The 18801-nt window shown below is 59.7% G+C and carries 18 protein-coding genes; 11 read left to right on the plus strand and 7 right to left on the minus strand.

Annotation, left to right across the window (positions count from 1 at the left end):
- Positions 1–3: 3 nt before the first annotated feature.
- The 3 genes from RBB81_RS16860 (at position 4) to RBB81_RS16870 (ending at position 2188) form a co-directional block, all read left to right on the plus strand.
- On the plus strand, positions 4–852 hold the full coding sequence (locus RBB81_RS16860; protein WP_179583983.1) for a zinc metalloprotease HtpX: 849 nt from the start codon (positions 4–6) through the stop codon (positions 850–852).
- 1 nt (position 853) lies between these two features.
- A complete protein-coding gene (locus RBB81_RS16865) occupies positions 854–1339 on the plus strand; it encodes a DUF4149 domain-containing protein (RefSeq protein ID WP_183788066.1) in 486 nt (161 codons plus the stop codon).
- 120 nt (positions 1340–1459) lie between these two features.
- Complete coding sequence (locus tag RBB81_RS16870) at positions 1460–2188, plus strand: ZIP family metal transporter (RefSeq protein WP_183788065.1); 729 nt, start codon at positions 1460–1462, stop codon at positions 2186–2188.
- Positions 2189–2407: 219 nt separating this feature from the next.
- Here RBB81_RS16870 and RBB81_RS16875 read toward each other — a convergent pair whose 3' ends face one another.
- Together RBB81_RS16875 and RBB81_RS16880 are read right to left on the minus strand one after the other, a co-directional pair.
- A complete protein-coding gene (locus tag RBB81_RS16875) occupies positions 2408–4894 on the minus strand; it encodes an Ig-like domain repeat protein (protein ID WP_353071445.1) in 2487 nt (828 codons plus the stop codon).
- A gap of 189 nt (positions 4895–5083) precedes the next feature.
- Positions 5084–7201, minus strand: a complete 2118-nt coding sequence (locus RBB81_RS16880; RefSeq protein ID WP_179583987.1) for a hypothetical protein — start codon at positions 7199–7201, stop codon at positions 5084–5086.
- Positions 7202–7935: 734 nt separating this feature from the next.
- On the opposite strand from RBB81_RS16880, the gene RBB81_RS16885 reads away from it, so the two are divergent.
- The 3 genes from RBB81_RS16885 to yihA all read left to right on the plus strand — a co-directional run bounded on the left by RBB81_RS16885 (position 7936) and on the right by yihA (position 9406).
- Positions 7936–8214, plus strand: coding sequence for a hypothetical protein (locus RBB81_RS16885; RefSeq protein WP_353071446.1), 279 nt, complete (start codon positions 7936–7938; stop codon positions 8212–8214).
- On the plus strand, positions 8198–8680 hold the full coding sequence (locus RBB81_RS16890) for a hypothetical protein (protein WP_246373422.1): 483 nt from the start codon (positions 8198–8200) through the stop codon (positions 8678–8680). The genes RBB81_RS16885 and RBB81_RS16890 overlap by 17 nt, the downstream gene beginning before the upstream one ends.
- Positions 8681–8794: 114 nt before the next feature.
- A complete protein-coding gene (gene yihA / locus RBB81_RS16895; RefSeq protein WP_183788063.1) occupies positions 8795–9406 on the plus strand; it encodes a ribosome biogenesis GTP-binding protein YihA/YsxC in 612 nt (203 codons plus the stop codon).
- A 371-nt stretch (positions 9407–9777) separates the two neighbouring features.
- On the opposite strand, the gene RBB81_RS16900 is transcribed toward yihA, so the two are convergent.
- On the minus strand, positions 9778–11133 hold the full coding sequence (locus tag RBB81_RS16900) for an inositol-3-phosphate synthase (protein ID WP_179583989.1): 1356 nt from the start codon (positions 11131–11133) through the stop codon (positions 9778–9780).
- Between the two features lie 151 nt (positions 11134–11284).
- On the opposite strand from RBB81_RS16900, the gene RBB81_RS16905 reads away from it, so the two are divergent.
- Positions 11285–11866, plus strand: coding sequence for a KdsC family phosphatase (locus RBB81_RS16905; protein WP_179583991.1), 582 nt, complete (start codon positions 11285–11287; stop codon positions 11864–11866).
- 65 nt (positions 11867–11931) lie between these two features.
- On the opposite strand, the gene RBB81_RS16910 is transcribed toward RBB81_RS16905, so the two are convergent.
- Both RBB81_RS16910 and RBB81_RS16915 read right to left on the minus strand, forming a co-directional pair.
- Positions 11932–12759 carry a protein-L-isoaspartate O-methyltransferase family protein gene (locus RBB81_RS16910; protein ID WP_353071447.1) on the minus strand — a complete coding sequence of 276 codons (828 nt, stop codon included), beginning with the start codon at positions 12757–12759 and terminating at the stop codon, positions 11932–11934.
- Positions 12760–12829: 70 nt separating this feature from the next.
- Positions 12830–13675 carry an ATP-binding response regulator gene (locus RBB81_RS16915; protein ID WP_353071448.1) on the minus strand — a complete coding sequence of 282 codons (846 nt, stop codon included), beginning with the start codon at positions 13673–13675 and terminating at the stop codon, positions 12830–12832.
- Between the two features lie 304 nt (positions 13676–13979).
- Between RBB81_RS16915 and RBB81_RS16920 the strand changes: the two genes are divergently transcribed.
- Positions 13980–14615, plus strand: coding sequence for a hypothetical protein (locus RBB81_RS16920; RefSeq protein ID WP_353071449.1), 636 nt, complete (start codon positions 13980–13982; stop codon positions 14613–14615).
- Positions 14616–14629: 14 nt separating this feature from the next.
- On the opposite strand, the gene RBB81_RS16925 is transcribed toward RBB81_RS16920, so the two are convergent.
- Positions 14630–15256, minus strand: a complete 627-nt coding sequence (locus tag RBB81_RS16925; RefSeq protein ID WP_353071450.1) for a DedA family protein — start codon at positions 15254–15256, stop codon at positions 14630–14632.
- Between the two features lie 70 nt (positions 15257–15326).
- Between RBB81_RS16925 and RBB81_RS16930 the strand changes: the two genes are divergently transcribed.
- From RBB81_RS16930 to RBB81_RS16940, 3 genes are all read left to right on the plus strand, one after another.
- Positions 15327–16142: a chlorite dismutase family protein gene (locus RBB81_RS16930; RefSeq protein ID WP_353071451.1), complete on the plus strand. Its 816-nt coding sequence runs from the start codon at positions 15327–15329 to the stop codon at positions 16140–16142.
- A gap of 5 nt (positions 16143–16147) precedes the next feature.
- Entirely contained in the window at positions 16148–16954 is an 807-nt protein-coding gene (nth, locus tag RBB81_RS16935) for an endonuclease III (RefSeq protein WP_183788055.1), read from the plus strand.
- 81 nt (positions 16955–17035) lie between these two features.
- Entirely contained in the window at positions 17036–17959 is a 924-nt protein-coding gene (locus RBB81_RS16940) for a class I SAM-dependent methyltransferase (RefSeq protein WP_179584005.1), read from the plus strand.
- Here RBB81_RS16940 and RBB81_RS16945 read toward each other — a convergent pair.
- The gene (locus RBB81_RS16945; RefSeq protein ID WP_353071452.1) at positions 17956–18726 is read right to left on the minus strand and encodes a uroporphyrinogen-III synthase; all 771 of its coding nucleotides are present in this window, start codon (positions 18724–18726) and stop codon (positions 17956–17958) included. The two genes, RBB81_RS16940 and RBB81_RS16945, sit on opposite strands and share 4 nt — an antisense overlap.
- Between the last annotated feature and the right edge of the window lie 75 nt (positions 18727–18801).

Consider the following 18801-nt stretch of genomic DNA (forward strand, 5'->3'; position numbering starts at 1 on the left):
GCGATGAACACGTTCAAGTCGACGTTGCTTCTGGTATTGCTGACGGTGTTTTTGATTTTGATTGGGGATCGCGTTGGCGGGCGAAATGGAATGGTGCTTGCGTTCGTCCTGTCGGTTGCCTTCAACTTTGGGACGTACTTCTTCTCGGACAAGATAGCGTTGAAGATGTACAACGCGCAGTCGGTGACGCGGGAGCAGTTGCCGCGAGCGTATGCGGCGGTGGAGAGGCTGACGGCGAAGCAGGGGCTGCCAATGCCGAAGATTTATGTGCTGCCGACGGAGTCTCCAAATGCTTTTGCTACGGGGCGGAATCCGCAACATGCTTCGGTGGCGGTTACGCATGGGATCTTGCAGCTGCTCGATGACGAGGAGCTGGAAGGTGTACTGGCGCATGAGCTGGGGCATGTTAGGAACCGGGATATTCTGACCAGCTCGATTGCCGCGACGCTGGCGGGAGCGATCACGATGGTCGCGCGGATGGGATACTACGCCTCGTTGTTTGGCGGTGGTGGTGGGAGAGACAGACGCGGCGGTGGCGGGTTGCAGGCTTTGTTGATGATTATCGTTGCACCGATTGCGGCTTCGCTGATTCAGCTCTGGATCTCGCGGACGCGGGAGTTTGAGGCTGATGCTACGGGGGCGGCGACGACGGGGAATCCGTATGCTCTGGCGCGGGCGCTGCAGAAGCTGGAGGACTATTCGAAGAGGATTCCGATGCAGGCTTCGCCGTCGAATGCGCATCTGTTTATTGTTGCTCCTCTGCTGGGGAGCGGCGGGATTGGAAATCTTTTCTCTACGCATCCTCCTATGAAGGAACGGATTCAACGGCTGATTGGAAGGGACCACATTTAGGATGCAGATTTTGCTGCGGGCTCTGCGGTTGTTTGCGATGGTGGCGTGGGTTGGTGGGCTTGGATTTTTCGCGTTTGTGGTGGCACCGGTGGCTTTTCATAGTCTGCCGAGTGCGCACGAAGCGGGAATGGTGGTGGGCGGAACGCTGCGGGTGCTGCACTGGATCGGGCTGGTGGGCGGCGCGATCTTTTATGTGGCGACGGGGCTTTTGTGGCTGCGGGCCGGGGTGACGGCGAGGATGGAGTTTGCCATCGAGATGATTCTTACCGGGCTGATGATGGCGGGAACATTTTATTCGCAGTTCAAGATACTGCCGGCGATGGAGGTGGACAGGGCGCTGGCGGGTGGGGCGGTGGAGACGGCTCCGGCGGGGAACGTGGGGCGCGTGGACTTTGAGCGGCTGCATGTGTTGTCGGAGAGGCTGGAGGGGTTCGTCTTTTTTTGCGGGTTGGGTGTGGTGTTTGTGCTGTCTCGTGAGTCGCAGTAGGAGACGGTAGAATCGTAAGAACATGGAGATCTGTGAGATTGGTTTGCTGCGGCTTGACGCGGGCGCGTTATTTATTGGGATGGGTGGCGATGCGCTGAGCGTCGGCCGGAGGAGTTAGCGGTGTCGGCGCTGTGGTTGAGCCTGACACTGGGGCTGGTGGCGGGACTGGCAGATTATCTGGGTGGATTTTTGTTGGTTCGGCAGTCGCCTTCGGCGCGGGCTTTGCGCTACTTTGTCGCGCTGGGTGCGGGTTTTATGCTGGCGGCGGCGGTGCTGGAGATGATCCCGGAGGGGCTGCGGGTGAATGCGCGGTTCGCTCCGCTGTTGATTCTGGCGGGGTACTGCGGGGTGCATCTGCTGGAACATTCGCTGGTGCCTCACTTTCACTTTGGGGAGGAGACGCACCACCACGAGTTTCTTTCTGCGAAGACGAGCTACTCGGTTCTGCTGGGATTGGCGACGCACACTTTTTTTGATGGAGTGGCGATTGGGTCGGGGTTTGTGCTGTCGCATTGGCTGGGGTGGATTCTGTTCTTCGCGGTGTTCCTGCATAAGATTCCCGAGGGTTTTACGATGGCGAGCGTGATGCTGGCCGGTGGTCGAGGGCCGGCGGCGGCGTTGAACTCGGCTCTATTTCTGGGGGCGATGACTGTGCTGGGCGTGCTCGTGATTAATCTCGAGCCTGACTGGGTGCGGGTGGGGCTGCCGCTGTCGGCCGGAGTGACGATCTACGTTGCGGCTACCGATCTGGTGCCGGAAGTGAACCGGGAGCCGGGTTTGCGGATGGCGCTGGTCTTCTTTGTTGGGGTGGTGGTGTTTTTTATTCTGCGGCTGCTGGGGCCTGGATAGTTGCTGAGGCGCTGGCTTTAGAGCGAATTTCGGTTGGTATAAAGCTGCCGAAAAAAGGGCAAAAGCAGATTCCTCCGCTTCGCTGCGGAATGACAACAAAAGGGCAAGCAACGACAACTGCAACGGCAACGGCATCTACAACCGCAGATTCCTCCGCTTCGCTGCGGAATGACAACAAATGAGCAGCAGAACACCCTCTATAGCAACGGGAGATTTGCTCTAGCTGGCGGGATCGAGAACGAGGGTTACGGTCGCGGAGTGTTGCAGGGAGCTCCCGGTTGGGGAGGTAGCTGTGCCGGTGACCGTGATGGTGTAGCTTTTGGCGGGAGTGGTCAGGAGTGGGTCGGTTTTGATGCGGTCTCCGCAGCCGGTGGCGAGCGACAGGGTGACGCTGGCGATGATGAAGAGGACGAGTTTTGTGGCGGCGGTGTATTTGCGCCTGCGAAGGGCGAGGCCGGCGATGGGACAGAGGAGAGATACTCCTGCGAGGAATGGTTGGTAGAGGCGGCGGGGTGAGGGGCCGTTCGTCGCGGAGGTCTTCGGCGTTGCGATCGTCATGGTGAAGGCGTTGGGCGTGGCGCCGGGAGGCAGGGTGGCGGGGTTGAAGGAGGCGGTGGCGAGATTCGGCAGGCCGGTGGCGGCGAGTGTGATGGGGCTGGATAGATTGTTCTGGGTCTGAACGGCGAAGGTAAAGCTGGCGCTGGCGCCGGAGAGGATGGTTTGCGCGGTGCTGCCGGTGGCGGAGAGGGCGAAGTCGGGAGATGGGGGAGCTGTTCCTACTGTGATCAGTTGGGGTGCAGATTCGCTGGGGGTGAAGTTTGAGCTGCCGTCATAGACAGCGATAAAGGTGTGAGCGCCCTGGGCTAGGGTGGTGGTGAGGAAGACGGCGTCTCCAGAAGAGGAGAGCGGCGTGGTGAAGAGGGGGCTGTTGCCATCGAGCAGGGTGACCGAACCGAGTGGAGTGCCGGTGGTGCTGCTGGCAACGTGCACCGTGAGGGTGACCGTCGATCCGGTGGTGCCGGTGGCTACAAGGTCGCTGAGCGTGATGAGGGTGTGGGCGGGGGTGATGGTGAGGGATGCGGAGGGAGCGGCGACGGTGTAGTTCCCTGCTGCTGAGCCGGTGAGAACGGGCGTGATGGGATAGGTGCCGACGGGCGATCCGGCGGAAGCGGTGGTGAAGGTGACGGTGAGAGCTGCGGCGTCTTGAGGAAGGACTCCGGTTAGAGTGCCGCTGATGCTCGGGATCGGTTGGCCGTAGGTGAGGGAGATGGGGGTGATGATTGCGGTGAGTTGCTGCGGGGCGATGGTGAGGGCGAATGCGGGGCTCTGTGCGGAGGGATGGGTATGGTCGCCGGAGTAGGTTGCAGTGAGAGTGTAGGCGCCGGCGGGCAAGCTTGTGGTTGGGAGAGTTGCGGTGTTGGAGACGAGAGCGGCGGTACCGAGGGTCTTCGTCGTGGCGCTGGTGGTTTCGAGAAAGGTGATGCTGCCGGTGGCGGGGCTGGTGGCGAGCGAGGCTGTGAGTTGGCCGGTGCCGTAGGGGATGACGGAGGGAGCTGTGAGGGTGAGCGCTCCGGGGGCGGTGGAACCAAGGCCTGCGATGGTGGTGATGGTGCTGCTTGAGGCGGGTTGGGTCTCGACCTGACGAATGCGCTGGTTGCCGGTGTCGGAGAGGGTGAGGTTATTGGCGGGAGAGAGCGATGTTGCGGTGGGACTGTCCAGGGATGCGGCGGTTGGGGGACCGTTGTCGCCGGCGAAGGCCTGAGTGCCGTCGCCGACGACGGTGGTGATGAGGCCGGTGACGGCGTCGATGCGACGGATCCGGTGGTTCGCGGTGTCGGCGAGATAGAGGTTGCCCGAGGCGTCGGCGGTGAGGCCGTGTGGGAGCGCGAGGGTCGCGGCAGTGGCGGGGGTGGTGTCGCCGGAGAAGCCTGGCAGTCCGGTGCCGGCGATGGTTGTGATGATGCCGGTGCTGGAGGTGATCTTGCGGATGCGATGGTTGTGAGTATCGGCGAGGTAGAGGTTGTTGGAGGTGTCGACGGCGATGCCTGTGGGCGAGTCGATGGCGGCTGAGATGGCGAGGACGCCGTCGCCGGAGTAGCCTTGCGTGCCAGTGCCCGCGATGGTGGTGATGAGGCCGGTGGCGGAGGTGATCCTGCGGATGCGGTGATTGCCGGTGTCGGCGAGGTAGAGATTGCCGGAGGCGTCGGTCGCGAGAGCGGTGGGGAGGTTGAGTTGGGAGGAGAGTGCGGGGGCGCCGTCTCCTGAGAAGCCAGAGGTGGTGCCGGCGATGGTTGTGATGATGCCGGTGGTGAGGTTGAGTTTGCGGATGCGGTGGTTGTGTGTGTCCGCTATGTAGAGGTCGTTTGCGGTGTCGAGGGCGAGGCCTTGGGGAGAGTCGAGGGTTGCGGTGGTGGCGGGGCCCGTATCGCCAGAGAAGCCTTGCGTGCCGGTGCCCGCGATGGTCGTGATGTTGCCGACCGTGTCGACCTTGCGGATGACGTAGTTTCCGGTCTCGGCGAAGTAGAGGTTGCCGACTGAATCGAAGACGATGGCGGAAGGGAGGACGAGGGGGATGGTCAGCGCTGAGACGGAGGTGGTCTGGGCTGGGAGGCTCGAAAGGGACAGGAGGGAGAGCAGGAGAACGAGTGCGATCCTGAGTGGTACGGGTTCGGCGCGAAGAGGGTGAGGGATGCTCTGCTTACCCATAAAGACTGGTCAAAGGAACTCTGCGGAGAGGATGTTGGTGGTGGTTTGGTTGCAACTAGACCTACTTTACCGGAAGAAGTGGAGCTATGAATGCGGGAGGTGCAGGATCGTAGACGAAGGCCGGTCCTGAATGGAGAAGACCCCGGAAGAGTGCCTCCGGGGTCTTCTACTGTTTGGTTCGGCGTTAGGTTAGGGGATAGCCTGGAAGCGGCCGTTCTTCAAACCGAGCGCGTAGGGCTGGAAGACGGGGACGCCACCACCAACGATCTCGGTAATGAAGTTCGTACCATCGCCTGCGACCCAGACGTTGCCTGCCTGGTCGACCGCGAGGGCACGGCCGGAGGTCAGGAAGGTCGAGGCCTTCTGGTAGCCGGTGGAGGGTGAGAGCCCAGTTGCGGTGTTCTGGCTTCCGAGTTCGCTTACGCTACCGGTGCCGGTACCGTTTGCATTGTTGGGGATCCAGACGTTGAGACGACCATCGACTGCGATGGAGGTCGGGGTGGCGATGCCGATGGTTCCCGGAGTGTTGAAGGGGAATCCACCATTGATAGGCGCGGTGTAGCCGCTAGATGCGGTTAGCCCGGTGATGGCACCACTGTCGATGGCCGAGACGAAGAGGTTGTTTTGAGGTCCGAGAGAGAGACCGTAGGAGTTGCCGGAGGTGGAGATGGGGCTGGTGACAAATCCATTCAGGTTTCCGACTGCAGCGCTTGGCGAGACCTCAGCGACAGAGGTTGTTCCCGTCGAGACGAAGATGTTGCCCTGTACTGTGACGCCAGCTGTCCGCTGCAAATCCGGCATGAGGCGAACCGGGTTGGTACCGACACCGTTTGAGATCTGGACCGGGGCAACGGCAGAGGCGGCCGCTGCTGCGCCGGGGATTCTGTAGAGAGAACCGACGGAGCCGGAGACTGCGGTGAAGTAGACGTTTCCGAGGCCATCCGCAGTTACACCGATGGGCGATACCGTGGTCGGGAAGGCAAGAGTGGTGCCATTGTTGTACCGGTAGAGGCTGGTGCCGGAGCCGAACCAGGTGTTACCTGCCGAATCGAGGACTGCACCGCCCAGAGAGCCGCCGCTGCCGAGGAAGACGCAGGTGGTGGGGATGCCGGCGCTCGAGATCTGGGAGAGGTTACCGGATGCAGCTTGTGAGTTGGCGATCCAAACGTTGTCAGCGGCGTCGATGTTGATGTCGATCGGCCCGCTGATGAAGCCACCCGGGGTGGAAGCGGTTCCGCAGGTGCTGGTGCTGGAGAAGCTGATAGCGATGGTCCAGTCCGTGGGCTGGGTAGCGAGCGCCGGTTGATAGGGGCCGCTGACTCCACCCGCGAGACCGAAGAGAGTGGGGATGTTGGAGGTGCCGCCACTGGTACTGGTCGGGTTGGACAAAAGATAGTAGATCGCCTGGAGAGTGGTAGTCGCAGTGGGGAGAGTGCCATGTGCGAAGTTAGAGGTGTAGGCGGAGTTCGGTGGAGTCGCAGCCCCAAAGAGCGAAGTGCAGGCTGCCGAAGAGGCGGATGCGGTGTTGATGCAGGCGGAGAGAATATTTGCGAGCAGGTTGACTTTGCCAGGCTCCGGAGTCGCGGTGACCGTGACAGCCGGATTGATGTTGCCTGTGGCGGATGCGCTCAGCGTGGTTGAAGTCACGGAGGCACCTGTGGCTAGATTGGCAAGAAGAGCGATCGTATTGGGGATGGCCGTGATGATGGCGGTCTGTTGGGTTGTACCGTCGGCGGCGATGCTCTCTGTGGTGGGATCGAAGAATCCCTGATAGGCGGCCATTGTGGCTACGGTCGTCACTTCGGTCATGTCGATGAAGGTGGATCCGGTAAGCGTATTGCAAGGACCGAAGACAGAGATAAATTCGGCTGCTGCATTGTTCTGGCTGGAGTCACCGTTGTTTTGCGTGTTTCCGCCCGTGGAGATGACGTAGACGAGGGGTGAGATTCCTACGCTCGTTGGGCAGGAGAACGTGCTGGTGGAACCGTTATCCGCGGGATTGCCGTTGGTTGTGTCTTTCGTGAAGCCGAAGGACCCGGCGGCGTCTGTCGTGGTGGTGGCGCCAAGGGTGGGAGGGAAGCCCGATTTCTGACCAGCGTAATACAGCTTGACCGTAGCCCCCACGACCGGCTGATTTCCTCCATGAATCTTCCCACCGAGAGCAGCGGGGGAGCTGGCGGGGCTAACGATGGAAGGCGCAGTCGAGGCCATATTCGAGCAGCCTGCGGTGAAGACCGCGCTCGATGCCATAAGCGCGAGCAGATTTCGCTTTGAGCCCGTCAGCCGGGCGAAAGAATTGCCAATCATGGGTGTTCCCTCCGAAAGGTGGTAGTGCGGTTTGCTGTTCAAAGTAATGGTTGTGCTGACCAGCGGGACGACGTCGAATCAAGAGTGAAACAGGCTGGGGAAAAAGATATCGTATTGCTAGTCAATGCAAGAGTTCTATGAAGCAACTGGAACTTCCTTCGATAACGGAGCCTCTTCGGGTCGGAGGGCCCCTGAGGGGGAGGACAGTTACAAGACAACTGAAACCTTTTCAACATCTCATGATGGAGCATACCCGAGGTTGGCCATTCTGTTGCTAAATAACTCGTGACACTTTTGGGTCATTCGTGTGGCGTGTGTTAAAGCGGTGACCGGGACAGCTATAGCAAAAACGAAGGACTCCCGGCAATATGCAACTCTTTGCAGTTTCGTCCGCTGGCCGTTGATTGAGGATTGTGGGGGCAGAGTCTTCGGCCTGATAAAGTTCGAGATTAGATTTGAAGGAAACTGTAGAGGGCTTGTTGTCGAATTGTCCGTGGATTTCGATCAGCGTGATTTTGATTGGTGTCGTCAGTCTCGGTCAGATCTTCAAAAAAGGATCGGTTTTACTCTCTGCAGCTCGGGTAAATTACAGACAACTTTCGTGAAAGAGAGCTAATCTATCCGAGTAGACTGCTTCGCCAATCAGATCCTTCGCGACCGGAGAAGACCATGCGTGTGAAATCGATGTATCTTGCAGCAAGCTTAGCCCTTTCGGCGACTCTACTCTTGGGCGGATGCAAAAGCTCAGCGCCCGCTCCGACGCCGGCGCCGACGCAAAGCCAGAACCCCGATGGGACGCCTGCGACTCCGACTTCGTCGAGCGCGGCAACCGCGCCGGTTACGCCTGCGGTATCGCCTACGACAGGGATGCCAGCGGTGCCACCACCTCCACCTCCAGCCTCGGAGCCAGCCGTTGCGGCGGCTCCGCTGCCGCCACCTCCTCCGCCACCTCCCGTCCGATTGACCGCTCCGGCCGGCACTACCGTGACGGTTACAGTGACCGAACAGCTTAGTGCCAGCAAGAACAATGTTGGGGATGGATTTACCGGGGTGTTGGCGGCGCCGGTTAAGAGCTCGGGCGGAGGCACGATCTTCCCGCGTGGGGCGCATGTGGTGGGTACGGTAGTGGCTGCGAAGGGCCGCGGACGGTTCAAGGGGTCAGGTGCACTTGGCATCGCCGTGACCGAGATCGGAGGTACTACGGTGAGTACGAGCACCTATGAGAAGGAGCAAGCGGGCAAGGGTAAGCGGTCCGCGGGCTTCATTGGCGGCGGTGCCGGCGGTGGCGCTTTGATCGGTGGGCTGGCCGGGGGCGGCAAAGGCGCTCTGATCGGCGGCCTGCTGGGCGCCGGCGCTGGAACTGCCGGAGCGGCGTTTACGGGAAACAAGGACGTTGTAATTCCTTCCGAATCCACGGTGAGCTTTCACTTGACCGCTCCGGTGACGGTCACGGCTCGTTCCAGAGAACCCAGGGAATAACGTTTGAAGCTTTCTCATTCCAAAAAGCACCTGCTCTATTGATTGGAGCAGGTGCTTTTTTGTGTCCGGTTGCGATTTGGAGAGAGCGCGGCCGGATGACGGTAGACTTGAGAGATGCGGCTGAATCCTGTCTTTCTGTTATCTGCGACCGATGTCGCGCACTTCCCTTCTGAAGCGAAGACCTATGGCGCGCCGGAGGTGGCGTTCCTGGGGCGCTCGAATGTGGGCAAGTCTTCGCTCATCAATTCCCTGCTTGGTTCGCGCGAGGCGAAGGTGTCGTCGACTCCGGGGCGGACGCGGGCGATCAATTTCTTTGCGCTGCATGAGGGTTCGGGAGAGAAGATGAAGGTGCGGCCTACTTTGATTTTTGCGGACCTACCCGGGTATGGGTATGCGAAGATCTCGAAGTCGATCTCGGCGGAGTGGCCCTCGTTTATTGAGCCTTATCTTGCGGAGCGGGAGACGCTGGCGCTTTGCATCTGCCTGGTGGATACGAATATTCCGCCGCAGGAGAATGATACTCAGTTGATTACATATTTCAAGCAGACGCAGCGGCCTTATCTGGTGGTGGGGACGAAAGCGGACAAGCTATCGAATAACCAGTTGGCGAAGTCGGTGGCAGCGCTGAAAAAAGTGCATGAGGTGGAGGAGATTTTGCCGGTGAGCGCGAAGACGGATGCGGGGACGAAGGCGCTTTGGGCGAAGATGATGGAAGTGGCGGAGTAGCGGTGTTACTGAACACAAATGGACTACGCTTGGATTGAGTGGGTTTCCGCGTGTCCAAAACACGGCAACGGCAAAGCATGGAGAAGGTGGGTTAAGAGGGATGAACGGTTAGGGATGATCAGGATTCGTCGGGATCCTTCGCTGCGCTCAGGATGACGGCAAATACTGGGCTTCCCCATTCCACATACGTGGCTTCGGCGTTCCACATACTGGCTTCGCCATCCACATACTGGGCTTCGCCGTTCTACTTTGTTTGAAGGGAAAATAACGACGTCAAAGACGATAGAGCTAGCAGCAGCGGAAGAAGCAGCCGTGACGATTTGTCCGTCGCGGCTGCTTTTTTTTGTTCGGTGGTTTTGGATCGGGTTTGGCTATTCGCCGTAGTAGTCGAGGCCGAGGTGGGTGATGAGGTCTTCGCCCATGATGTGGCGGAGGGTGTTTTTTAACTTCATGGATTGTATGAAGAGGTCGTGCTCGGGATAGACGCCGGGGGCGCTGTCGGGAGCTTTGAAGTAGAAGCTGAGCCACTCCTGGATACCGAGGCCGCGGAGTGATGGCGTGCGGGCCGCGAGGTCCATGAAGAGGATCAGGTCGAGGGCGAGTGGGGCGGCGAGGATGGAGTCGCGGCAGAGGAAGTCTACCTTGAGCTGCATGGGATAGCCGAGCCAGCCGAAGATGTCGATGTTGTCCCAGCCCTCTTTGTTGTCGCCGCGGGGCGGATAGTAGTTGATGCGGACCTTGTGGTAGAGGTCCTTGTAAAGGTCGGGATAGAGCTCGGGCTGGAAGATGACGTCGAGGACGCCGAGTTTGGACTCTTCCTTGGTCTTGAAGGACTCGGGGTCGTCGAGGACCTCGCCGTCGCGGTTGCCGAGGATATTGGTGGAGTACCAGCCGGAGACGCCGAGCATGCGGGTCTTGAAGGCGGGTGCGAGGACGGTCTTGATGAAGGTCTGTCCGGTCTTGAAGTCCTTGCCGCAGATGGGTGCGTTCATCTTGCGGGAGAGCTCGTTGAGGGCGGGGATGTCGACGGTGAGGTTGGGTGCGCCGTTGGCGAAGGGGATGCCTTCTTTGAGCGCGGCCCAGGCGTAGAGCATCGACGGAGAGATGTTGGGGTCGTTGTCGACGAGGCCCTTCTCGAAGGCTTCGAGGGTCTGGTGGACGGCGGTCTGCTCGAGGAAGATCTCGGTGGATCCGCACCAGATCATGATCTGGCGATCGGTCTTGGTTTTGAACTCCGCGATGTCGTTGCGGATCTGGTTGGCGAGGTCGCACTTGTTCTTGCCGGTTTTGATTTTTTTGCCGGTGAGGCGCTTGACGTAGTGCTGGTCGAAGACGGCGGGCATGGGCTCGATGGACTCGAGGAAGGGGCGGATCTGTTCGAGCTGGTCGCGGTCGAGGACTTGTGCAGTCTTGGCTGCGTCGTAGAGGTTACCACCGAAGATATCCCAGCCGGTGAAGACGATGTCGTTGAGGTCGGCGATGGGAGCGAAGTCTTTGATGAGGGGGCTGCGATTGTCGGTGCGTTTGCCGAGGCGAATGTGGCCCATCTGGGAGACGGAGCCGATGGGCTTGGCGAGACCGCGGCGAACGGCTTCGACGCCGGCGATCAGGGTGGTGGCGACGGCTCCCATGCCGGGAATCATGACGCCTAGTTTTCCAGTGGCAGGCTTGATGGTTGCCGCGTCTTGCGCAGCGGATGCTGGCTTAGCGGCTGGGGGTGTAGACATTCTTGGCGGTACCCTTCTATCGTGCGATTGTTCCGTGTAACGCGGACTCTTTAGTATCGCTTAGCGAGGACGGTGGCGGCAAATGCGGAGGCGAGCGTTCGACGGATGGAGTGCAGCTTCCGACGGCAGGCCGCTGTTTTAGAATCGCCCTATGACCGACATCAGCGTTACCCTCGCTTCGCCCGAAGTTCTGGCACGCGCCCGCAAGATCAAACTCTTCTTGATGGACGTGGATGGCACGCTGACCGATGGTGGCGTCTGTCTTATTTCGTCGACTTCCGCTGGTGGTTCGGGCACCGCGGTCGTCTCCGAGATGAAGGTGTTCAACGCCCAGGATGGGCAGGGACTTTCGCTCGCGCACACGATGGGAATTCAGACAGGTTTCATCACCGGTCGAGCGTCGCCAGCTGTTGCGAAGCGCGCTGAAGAACTTCGAGTCACCTTTGTTTATCTCGGGCAGGCGAAGAAGACAGAGGCTTTTGAGGAGTGCATGCAAAAAGCGGGCGTGACCGAAGAAGAGGTCGCCTACATGGGCGACGATCTACCTGATATTCCTCTGGCGCGGCGAGCCGGATTGGCGGTGTGTGTGGCTGACGGCGCACCGGAGTTGCAAGCGGTCTGTCACTTTACTACTCGGAGACTTGCGGGACGCGGCACTGCGCGCGAAGTGGTGGAACTGATCCTGAAAGCACAGGGGCGGTGGGAAGAGGCCGTGCCGCTGGCGCTGGCGTAGCACTCGGGCGCAATTTGCCGGCTGCGGCTTGCGTGGTGGCTCGGGTGTAGACAGTCCTGCTCAACTCATCTCATTGAGAGCCACCAGCCGGGGCCGGAACACCAGCAGGTGTCATCGGGCTCGTCATCACGATGCAGCGACCTGACCCTGGTCCAGCTGCTCTTGCGGAAGAGTTTGGTGAGCTTTTGCGCGGTTGCCTCATCCCTTGCTCCGATACAGGAGACAAACTGTACCTGGGTCAGAAAATGAGCCGCGTAGGTGCCGTCTTCGCGTTTGGTGACGTGGAGCATGGCTCCGTATCCCTCCGAGGGCGTGAGGGGAACGATGAGCCGCCCCAGGGGGCGCAGGGCGTCAAGCCAAACGGCGAGTGGGTGGGTTGCTCCAGCGCTTACGTAGAGGAGATCACATTGGGGGAGCGGCGCCTCTGCTCCGGAGCGGAGGTGCACTTTGACGTGGGGAAGCTCGGCGAGGTTGTCGGTGGCGCGCTGAGCGAGGGTTGGCTCAATCTCGTAGGCGTCTACGGCTCCTGTTTCTCCTACCAGCTTCGCGAGCAGAGTGGTGTAGTAACCGGTGCCGGCGCCGATGTGGACGACATGCTCGCCCTTCGTTGGATTCAGGGCCGCGATGCAGAGGGCGTGCAGGGTGGGCTGTCCGTTGTTGAGCGGGCCTTTGGCGCCGAGCGAGACGACGACATCCTGATAGAGACATGCTGGATCGTCGGAGGTGGTCCGGACGAAGTCGGCACCTGTGAATACATGCCACGGAGGCGGTCCTACGAAGTTCTCCCGGGGGGTAGAGGCGAAGGCATAGGCGAGTTCGCTGTTTGGAGGAAGGCCGGCACTGGCAGTGATTAGATTGGCGAAAGAACATCTGTGTGCCGGAATGTGTTCCATGGCCGTTCTCCAACACTTTCATCCTAGACCTGCGATGAGGTTTGGGGCGACGGCTCTTGTGGTGGGAGTCCTAGGTGGAAGGAGTATCGACGTATTTGATGAGCAGGACTTCGTTGCCGATCTCGCTGTAGATCAGCTCGTCTACGGTGCCGTTTGCGACGAGCAGGCCGTAGCCGCCGGGGCGCATTCCCTCCTCTTCACGCTGACGGATATGTGCGGTGGGATCCTGAGCGGGATTTGCGACGGCGGAGTGGGTGAGAGACTCCTGGCGGAAGCCTGCGCCGGGGTCGCGTACGTGGAAGACCAGCGTCCGTGCTGTACGAACGGCGGTGACCTCTACAACCTGTTCTGGATTGAAGGCGGCTCCATGCTCCATGGCGTTGAGCAGAATCTCCCGCAGCGCATGCATCATGTCGGTCTGTACGTCGCTGGGCAGATGGTTGGTGAGCTCTTTCGCGAAGATCAGGAGGCGCTCGGCGGTGATGAGGCGACAACTGACGCGGACGGAGACCCAGCCGGGGCGGGCGGAGAGAACCTGTATGTCGTGCTCCCAGTGATTGTCGGAGGCTGTATCGCCGGCCAGGCTTGCGATCGCGCGCTCGTCGAAGGGAGGCGTAAAACAGGCGAATACACGGGCTCGCAGGGCAGCGATGACGTCGTCAGGAGTACTGTCGCGGGCGAGAACGATGCACTTTACGCCGGGGCGGATGTGGCGCATCTCTTCGAGCAGCGCCAAGTCTTCTTCGACCGAGCTCTCGGCGCAGGTGATGACGACGCCAAAGGATCGCATGCGAAGGCGGCGCAGAGCGTCGGCGCGACCAGAGGCATACTCGTTGGGGATACTGGCGGTGTTGAGGGCATCGCCGATGTTTCGGGCGACTTGGGTATCACTTCCAAGGATCAGGACGCGACTCATGGTTGGCTCCGAGGGCGGTCGCGTTTAACTCTAGATCATCCCGTTGGCTGAGTCGTGGCAGGTTTAGCGATATTCTTCATTTTCGGCTAAACCGCAGCCGAGTCGCGGACATCAGCTCCACAATGGCTATGCGGCTTCGGTGCGGATGCGGTTCTTAAAGGGAGATCCATTCTGGCTCAACGCGATAAGCTTTGGTGTCTAATTTTTAGAGGTTGTCGATATGCTACGCCCCTTGGTTGCAACTGCGTTATTTCTGCTCGGCTCGGGCTGCTCGCAAGGCCAAAGCGCAATCGCTTCGAAGTGCATGACGCAGCCAGAGTTTGCCCCTAAGCTCGTTGACAATCCGAACAGGGTGGTCACCTTCAGGTGTCAAGGCACGGCGCTCGATCTGATCGAGTCTGCGGGACGTCAGGCGCGAATCCCAATCGGACTTGTGCTCGATGCGCGCCAAGAGATCATATTTCATACGAAGCGGCAGTTCGATCTGATAGGTGCGGATGCAGCGTCTGCTTTGCGGGAGGCTATTCGGGAGACCGGCTACGAGTTGAAACAGGAAGGGGATGTGCTTGTGATCGTCCCTGTGACCTTGACCGATCAGCAACGCGATCTATTGGCGTTACGTCTCACAAATTTCAAGACATTGCCTGGTAGCACGATGTTTGACTTAGGGCTTCATTTGAACATGTGGCTAAGAGATGCCACCAATCCAATGACTGGCTACAATCTGAGCCACCCGTCGTCGAACAACGAGGAACAGTTTACCTTTGCGGAGATTCCTTCCGCGACCACACAAGAGATCGCGAATCGTATCGTTCAACTGGGCTCGAAGGGGATGTGGGTTTTACGCCTCAATGCGGGTGAAGCAGACGGCAGGCCGATTGATACTTTGGAGATTGAACCGTATCAACACCATTCCAACAGACCAGTCGTCGAGCAATGAGCTGCGACGACAGGTCAGGCGGCTTCGGTGCGGATGCGGTTCTTCCAGTGGGAGACTACGAACCAGATGAAGCCCACGACGATAACGAGTTCGACGGCGAGGTGGAAGCGGTGGAAGATCTCTTTGAAGCGGGGGTTGGTGTTCCAGGTTGCGCCTAACTTCATGCCGATGTAGGCGAGGGCGTAGCACCAGGGCCAGGAGCCGATGAAGGTGTAGATGTGGAAGCGGAGCTGGTTCATCTTCGCAACGCCCGCGGGAAAGGCGATGAAGGTGCGGACGATGGGGAGCATGCGTCCGATGAGCACGGTGATGGAGCCGTATTTGGAGAAGAAGTGGTCGACGAGATCGAGGTCGCGACGGCTGAGGAGCATCATGCTTCCGTAGCGTTCGACCATGGGGCGTCCGCCTTTTGCTCCAACCCAATAGGCTGGGATAGAACCGAGGTTTGAGGCTAGCGATGCGATGGTGGCGAGGATGATGAGCTGCAGCTGCGTGTGCGCGAGAGCGTAGCCTGCGAGCGGCATGATGACTTCGGAGGGTATCGGGATGCAGGCGGATTGGATCGCCATGAGGAGGACGACACTGGCGTAGCCGCCGCTGGCGATGGCTCCGACGAGGAGTGCAATGATCTTCTCTGACATGTAGTTGCAGTATACGAGGTGAGGGTTTAGTTGGGATGAGCTAGCATGGAAGAGTCAGGAGATTTGCGCCATGTCGAATACCGTTACCGAAGCAGGAACCTCGATCGCTACTGAAACTAAAGGTACTGAACCGAAGCAGACTGGCAGACCGGCGAGCAGCTATGGGGCAGCGCCACACGATCCGTCGAAGCCGCCGGTGAAGCGGCAGATTGTGTGCTTCAGCTTCTACAAGGTGATGCCGGAGTGGCGGAGATTGCCGGCGGAGGAGAAGGCGGCGCATAAGGCTGCGTTTGCCGAGGTGCTGGCGAAGTGGAATAAGCCGGGAGAGTTCGTGTCGTTGACGTACTCGACGATTGGGACGCGCGGCGATGTGGATATGTGCGTGTGGTCGATTGGGTATGGTGTGGACGAGCTGAACCAGATGCGGAGTGAGTTGATGCGGACGCCGCTGGGTGGATATTTGAACTCGCCGCATAATTTTCTGGCGATGACGAAGCGGTCGCAGTACCAGATCGATCGGCCGGATGAGAGCGAAGGCGAAGGGCGTGGAGCGATTCGTCCGGGTGGGCAGAAGTACATCTTTATTTATCCGTTCTGGAAGACGAGGCCGTGGTATCTGCTGTCGGCTGCGGAGCGGAAGCGGCTGATGGATGAGCATATTCGGATTGGGTTGATGTATCCGCGTGTGAAGTTGAATACTACGTACTCGTTTGGGATCGACGACCAGGAGTTTGTGGTGGCGTTCGAGACGAACTTTCCCGAGGACTTTCTGGATCTGGTGCAGCAGCTTCGGGAGACGGAGATCAGCTTGTATACGCTTGAGGACACACCGATCTTCAGTTGTGTGCGGGTTCCAGCGGCTGAGATGCTGGATCGTCTGGGCTAGAGCGAATGGCAAAGACGATTGTGGTTCGGACGGGAACGCCGGCAAAGCAACCTCGTGGTGCGAAGAGTGAAGCTGTGGTTGGTGCGAAGGCTCGCGCGATTGCGAAGTCCGAGCCTGTTGCGGCAAAGAAGAAGGATGGGAAGACGCGGAATCCGTTGGCGCCGGAGCGGGTGGCGGCGATTCTGGATGCTCTGCGGAAGACATACCCCGGCGTGGTGTGTGCGCTGAATCATAGAGGTGCGTGGGAGCTGACGGTGGCTACGATTCTGTCGGCGCAGTGCACGGATGTTCGGGTGAATCTGGTGACTCCGGCGTTGTTCAAGGCGTTTCCTACTCCGAAGGCGATGGCTGCCGCTTCCCTGCCCGAGCTTGAAGAGTTGATTCGGACGACCGGATTTTTCCGCAATAAGGCGAAGTCGATTCAGGGGGCGGCGCGGGTGGTTGTCGAGAAGTTTGGGGGTAAGGTGCCTCAGACGATGGAGGAGATTCTTACGCTTCCGGGGGTGGCTCGGAAGACTGGGAATGTGGTGTTGGGCTCGTGGTTTAACATTGCGGTTGGCGTCGTTGTGGATACGCATGTTATGAGATTGTCGCGACGGCTGGAGTTGGCTGGAACTACACCTGGGTCGACGGCGCCGGAAAAGGTGGAGCGGGATCTGATGAAGATTATTCCGCAGGATCGTTGGATCGCATTTTCGCATGAGCTGATTCATCATGGGCGGCAGATTTGTGTGGCTCGCAAGCCGAAGTGTGTGGACTGTACGCTTGAGAGGCTGTGTAACTCGCGGGATAAGACGTGGAGCTCGCACTAGGCGTGAGGAGTTTTTTCGAAGTTTGATCAATGTTGAGTGTTTGCGATCGGTGCGATGAGGAGTTTTATTGTGGGAGAGAGAGTGACGTTGGAACAAGGAACTGTAACTACCGGCTCGTCACTGCAGCGATGCCCGTTGTGTGCCGGCAGCGACATAGAAGTTCATCTGGAGGCAACGGGCGGTGCACTCGCTCATGACGCGCTTGGCTCTTCGCGGACCGACGTTGGCCACGGCAAGGTGCTGCGCTGCAGGGGATGCGGGTTTGTCTTCTCAGAGTTTCGTCCAGCCGACGAGGAGCTTCATACGCTGTATCGCGAGATGAATCCTACGGTGTATGAAAAGGAGGCGCAGGGGCGTCTAAAGACAGCGCAGCGGCACCTGAAGATGGTGCAACGACACATCGCAGGCGGCAGGCTGGTGGACGTGGGCTGTGCCTCTGGCTCGTTCCTGAAGGTTGCAGCCGAGGCTGGATGGACGGTCACTGGAGTTGAGCCTTCGGAGACGCTTGCCAACTATGCGAAGAAGTTGCTGGATGGCCGCGGCGATGTTCATTGCGCGACGCTGCAGCAGGCGAAGCTGCAACCTCAATCTTTCGATGCTCTGACGCTTTTCGATGTGCTGGAGCATGTGACCGATCCGCTGGCGTTCCTTACCGAGTGCGCGTCGCTGTTGAAGCCTGGGGGGTATCTGTTTGCGAACGTTCCTGACATCAGCAGCCTGCAGGCTCGCGTGCTGGGTGGTCGATGGCCGCTGCTTCTGGCCGAGCACCTGAACTACTTCGACCGAACTACGTTGAAGCGGTGCGGAGATGCAGCTGGACTGCGATGGATCGCCTTCGATCGGCGACCGGCTTCGTTTACGGTTGAGTATGTGCTATACCGTCTCTCTCAGCATGGGATACCGGGGAGCAGTCTGGGTCATCGCATGGTGCAGGAGAACTCGTTGGGGAGTATGTGCATTCCGGTTTACCTGGGCGAGACGTTTGCTGCGTGGGTGCGCGCTTAGACGGTTGATTCAAAGCAGGAGCTTAGGGACTGTATGAGGGCGGGGATGGTAGGTTCGGTGGCTTCTGCAGTTGGGGAGTAGCCGAGGTCGCGGAGGGTTCGGCTGGTGATGGGGCCGATGGAGGCGAGGGTGATGTTGGGTGGGAGGGTGAGGTTGGCGGCTTCGAGGAGAGCGAAGAGGTTCGTGGCTGTGGAGGCGCTGGTGAAGGTGATGGCGTCGGGGTAGTTCTCGGGAGTGCTGAAAAGGTGGCGCAGGGCGGGGATGGAGTCTGGGGGCGTCTGGTTGCGGTAGGCTTCGGCGATGGTGACGGTGGCTCCGGCGGCGGTGAGGGTTTCGGGGAGCAGGTCGCGGGCTTCGGCGGCGCGGGGGAGGAGGAAGGTCTTGCCGGGGGCTTCGGGGAGGAGAGCTTCGGCCAGAGATTCGGCGATGTAGTGTGGGGGGACGAGGTCAACTGTGAGGCCGATGGCGTTGGCGGCGCGAAGGGTGGCGGGGCCGATGACGGCGATGTGTTTCGGCAGTTGCGTGAGGTGAAGGAACTGGGCTCGGCGGTGAAAGGCTTCGACGGCGTTGGCGCTGGTGAAGATAAGCCAGTCGTAGGTGCGAAGACAGGTGAGAGCGGCGTCGAGGGCGGCGAATGAGGCAGGTGGGACGATTTCTATGGTGGGGATGGTGATAGGAGTTGCACCCAGGGCTTCGAGTTGAGCGGCGAGGTCGGAGGCCTGGTGGCGGGTTCGGGTGATGAGGATGCGTTTGCCGGCGAGTGGCATGTGTTGCAATTGTAGATGGCGATAGAGGAAGACTTAGAGGAGAAGTGGTGCTGGGCGGCTTTCACGCTGCTCGAG

It is taken from the genome of Tunturibacter gelidoferens (assembly GCF_040358255.1).
Classification (GTDB): Bacteria; Acidobacteriota; Terriglobia; order Terriglobales; family Acidobacteriaceae; genus Edaphobacter; species Edaphobacter gelidiferens.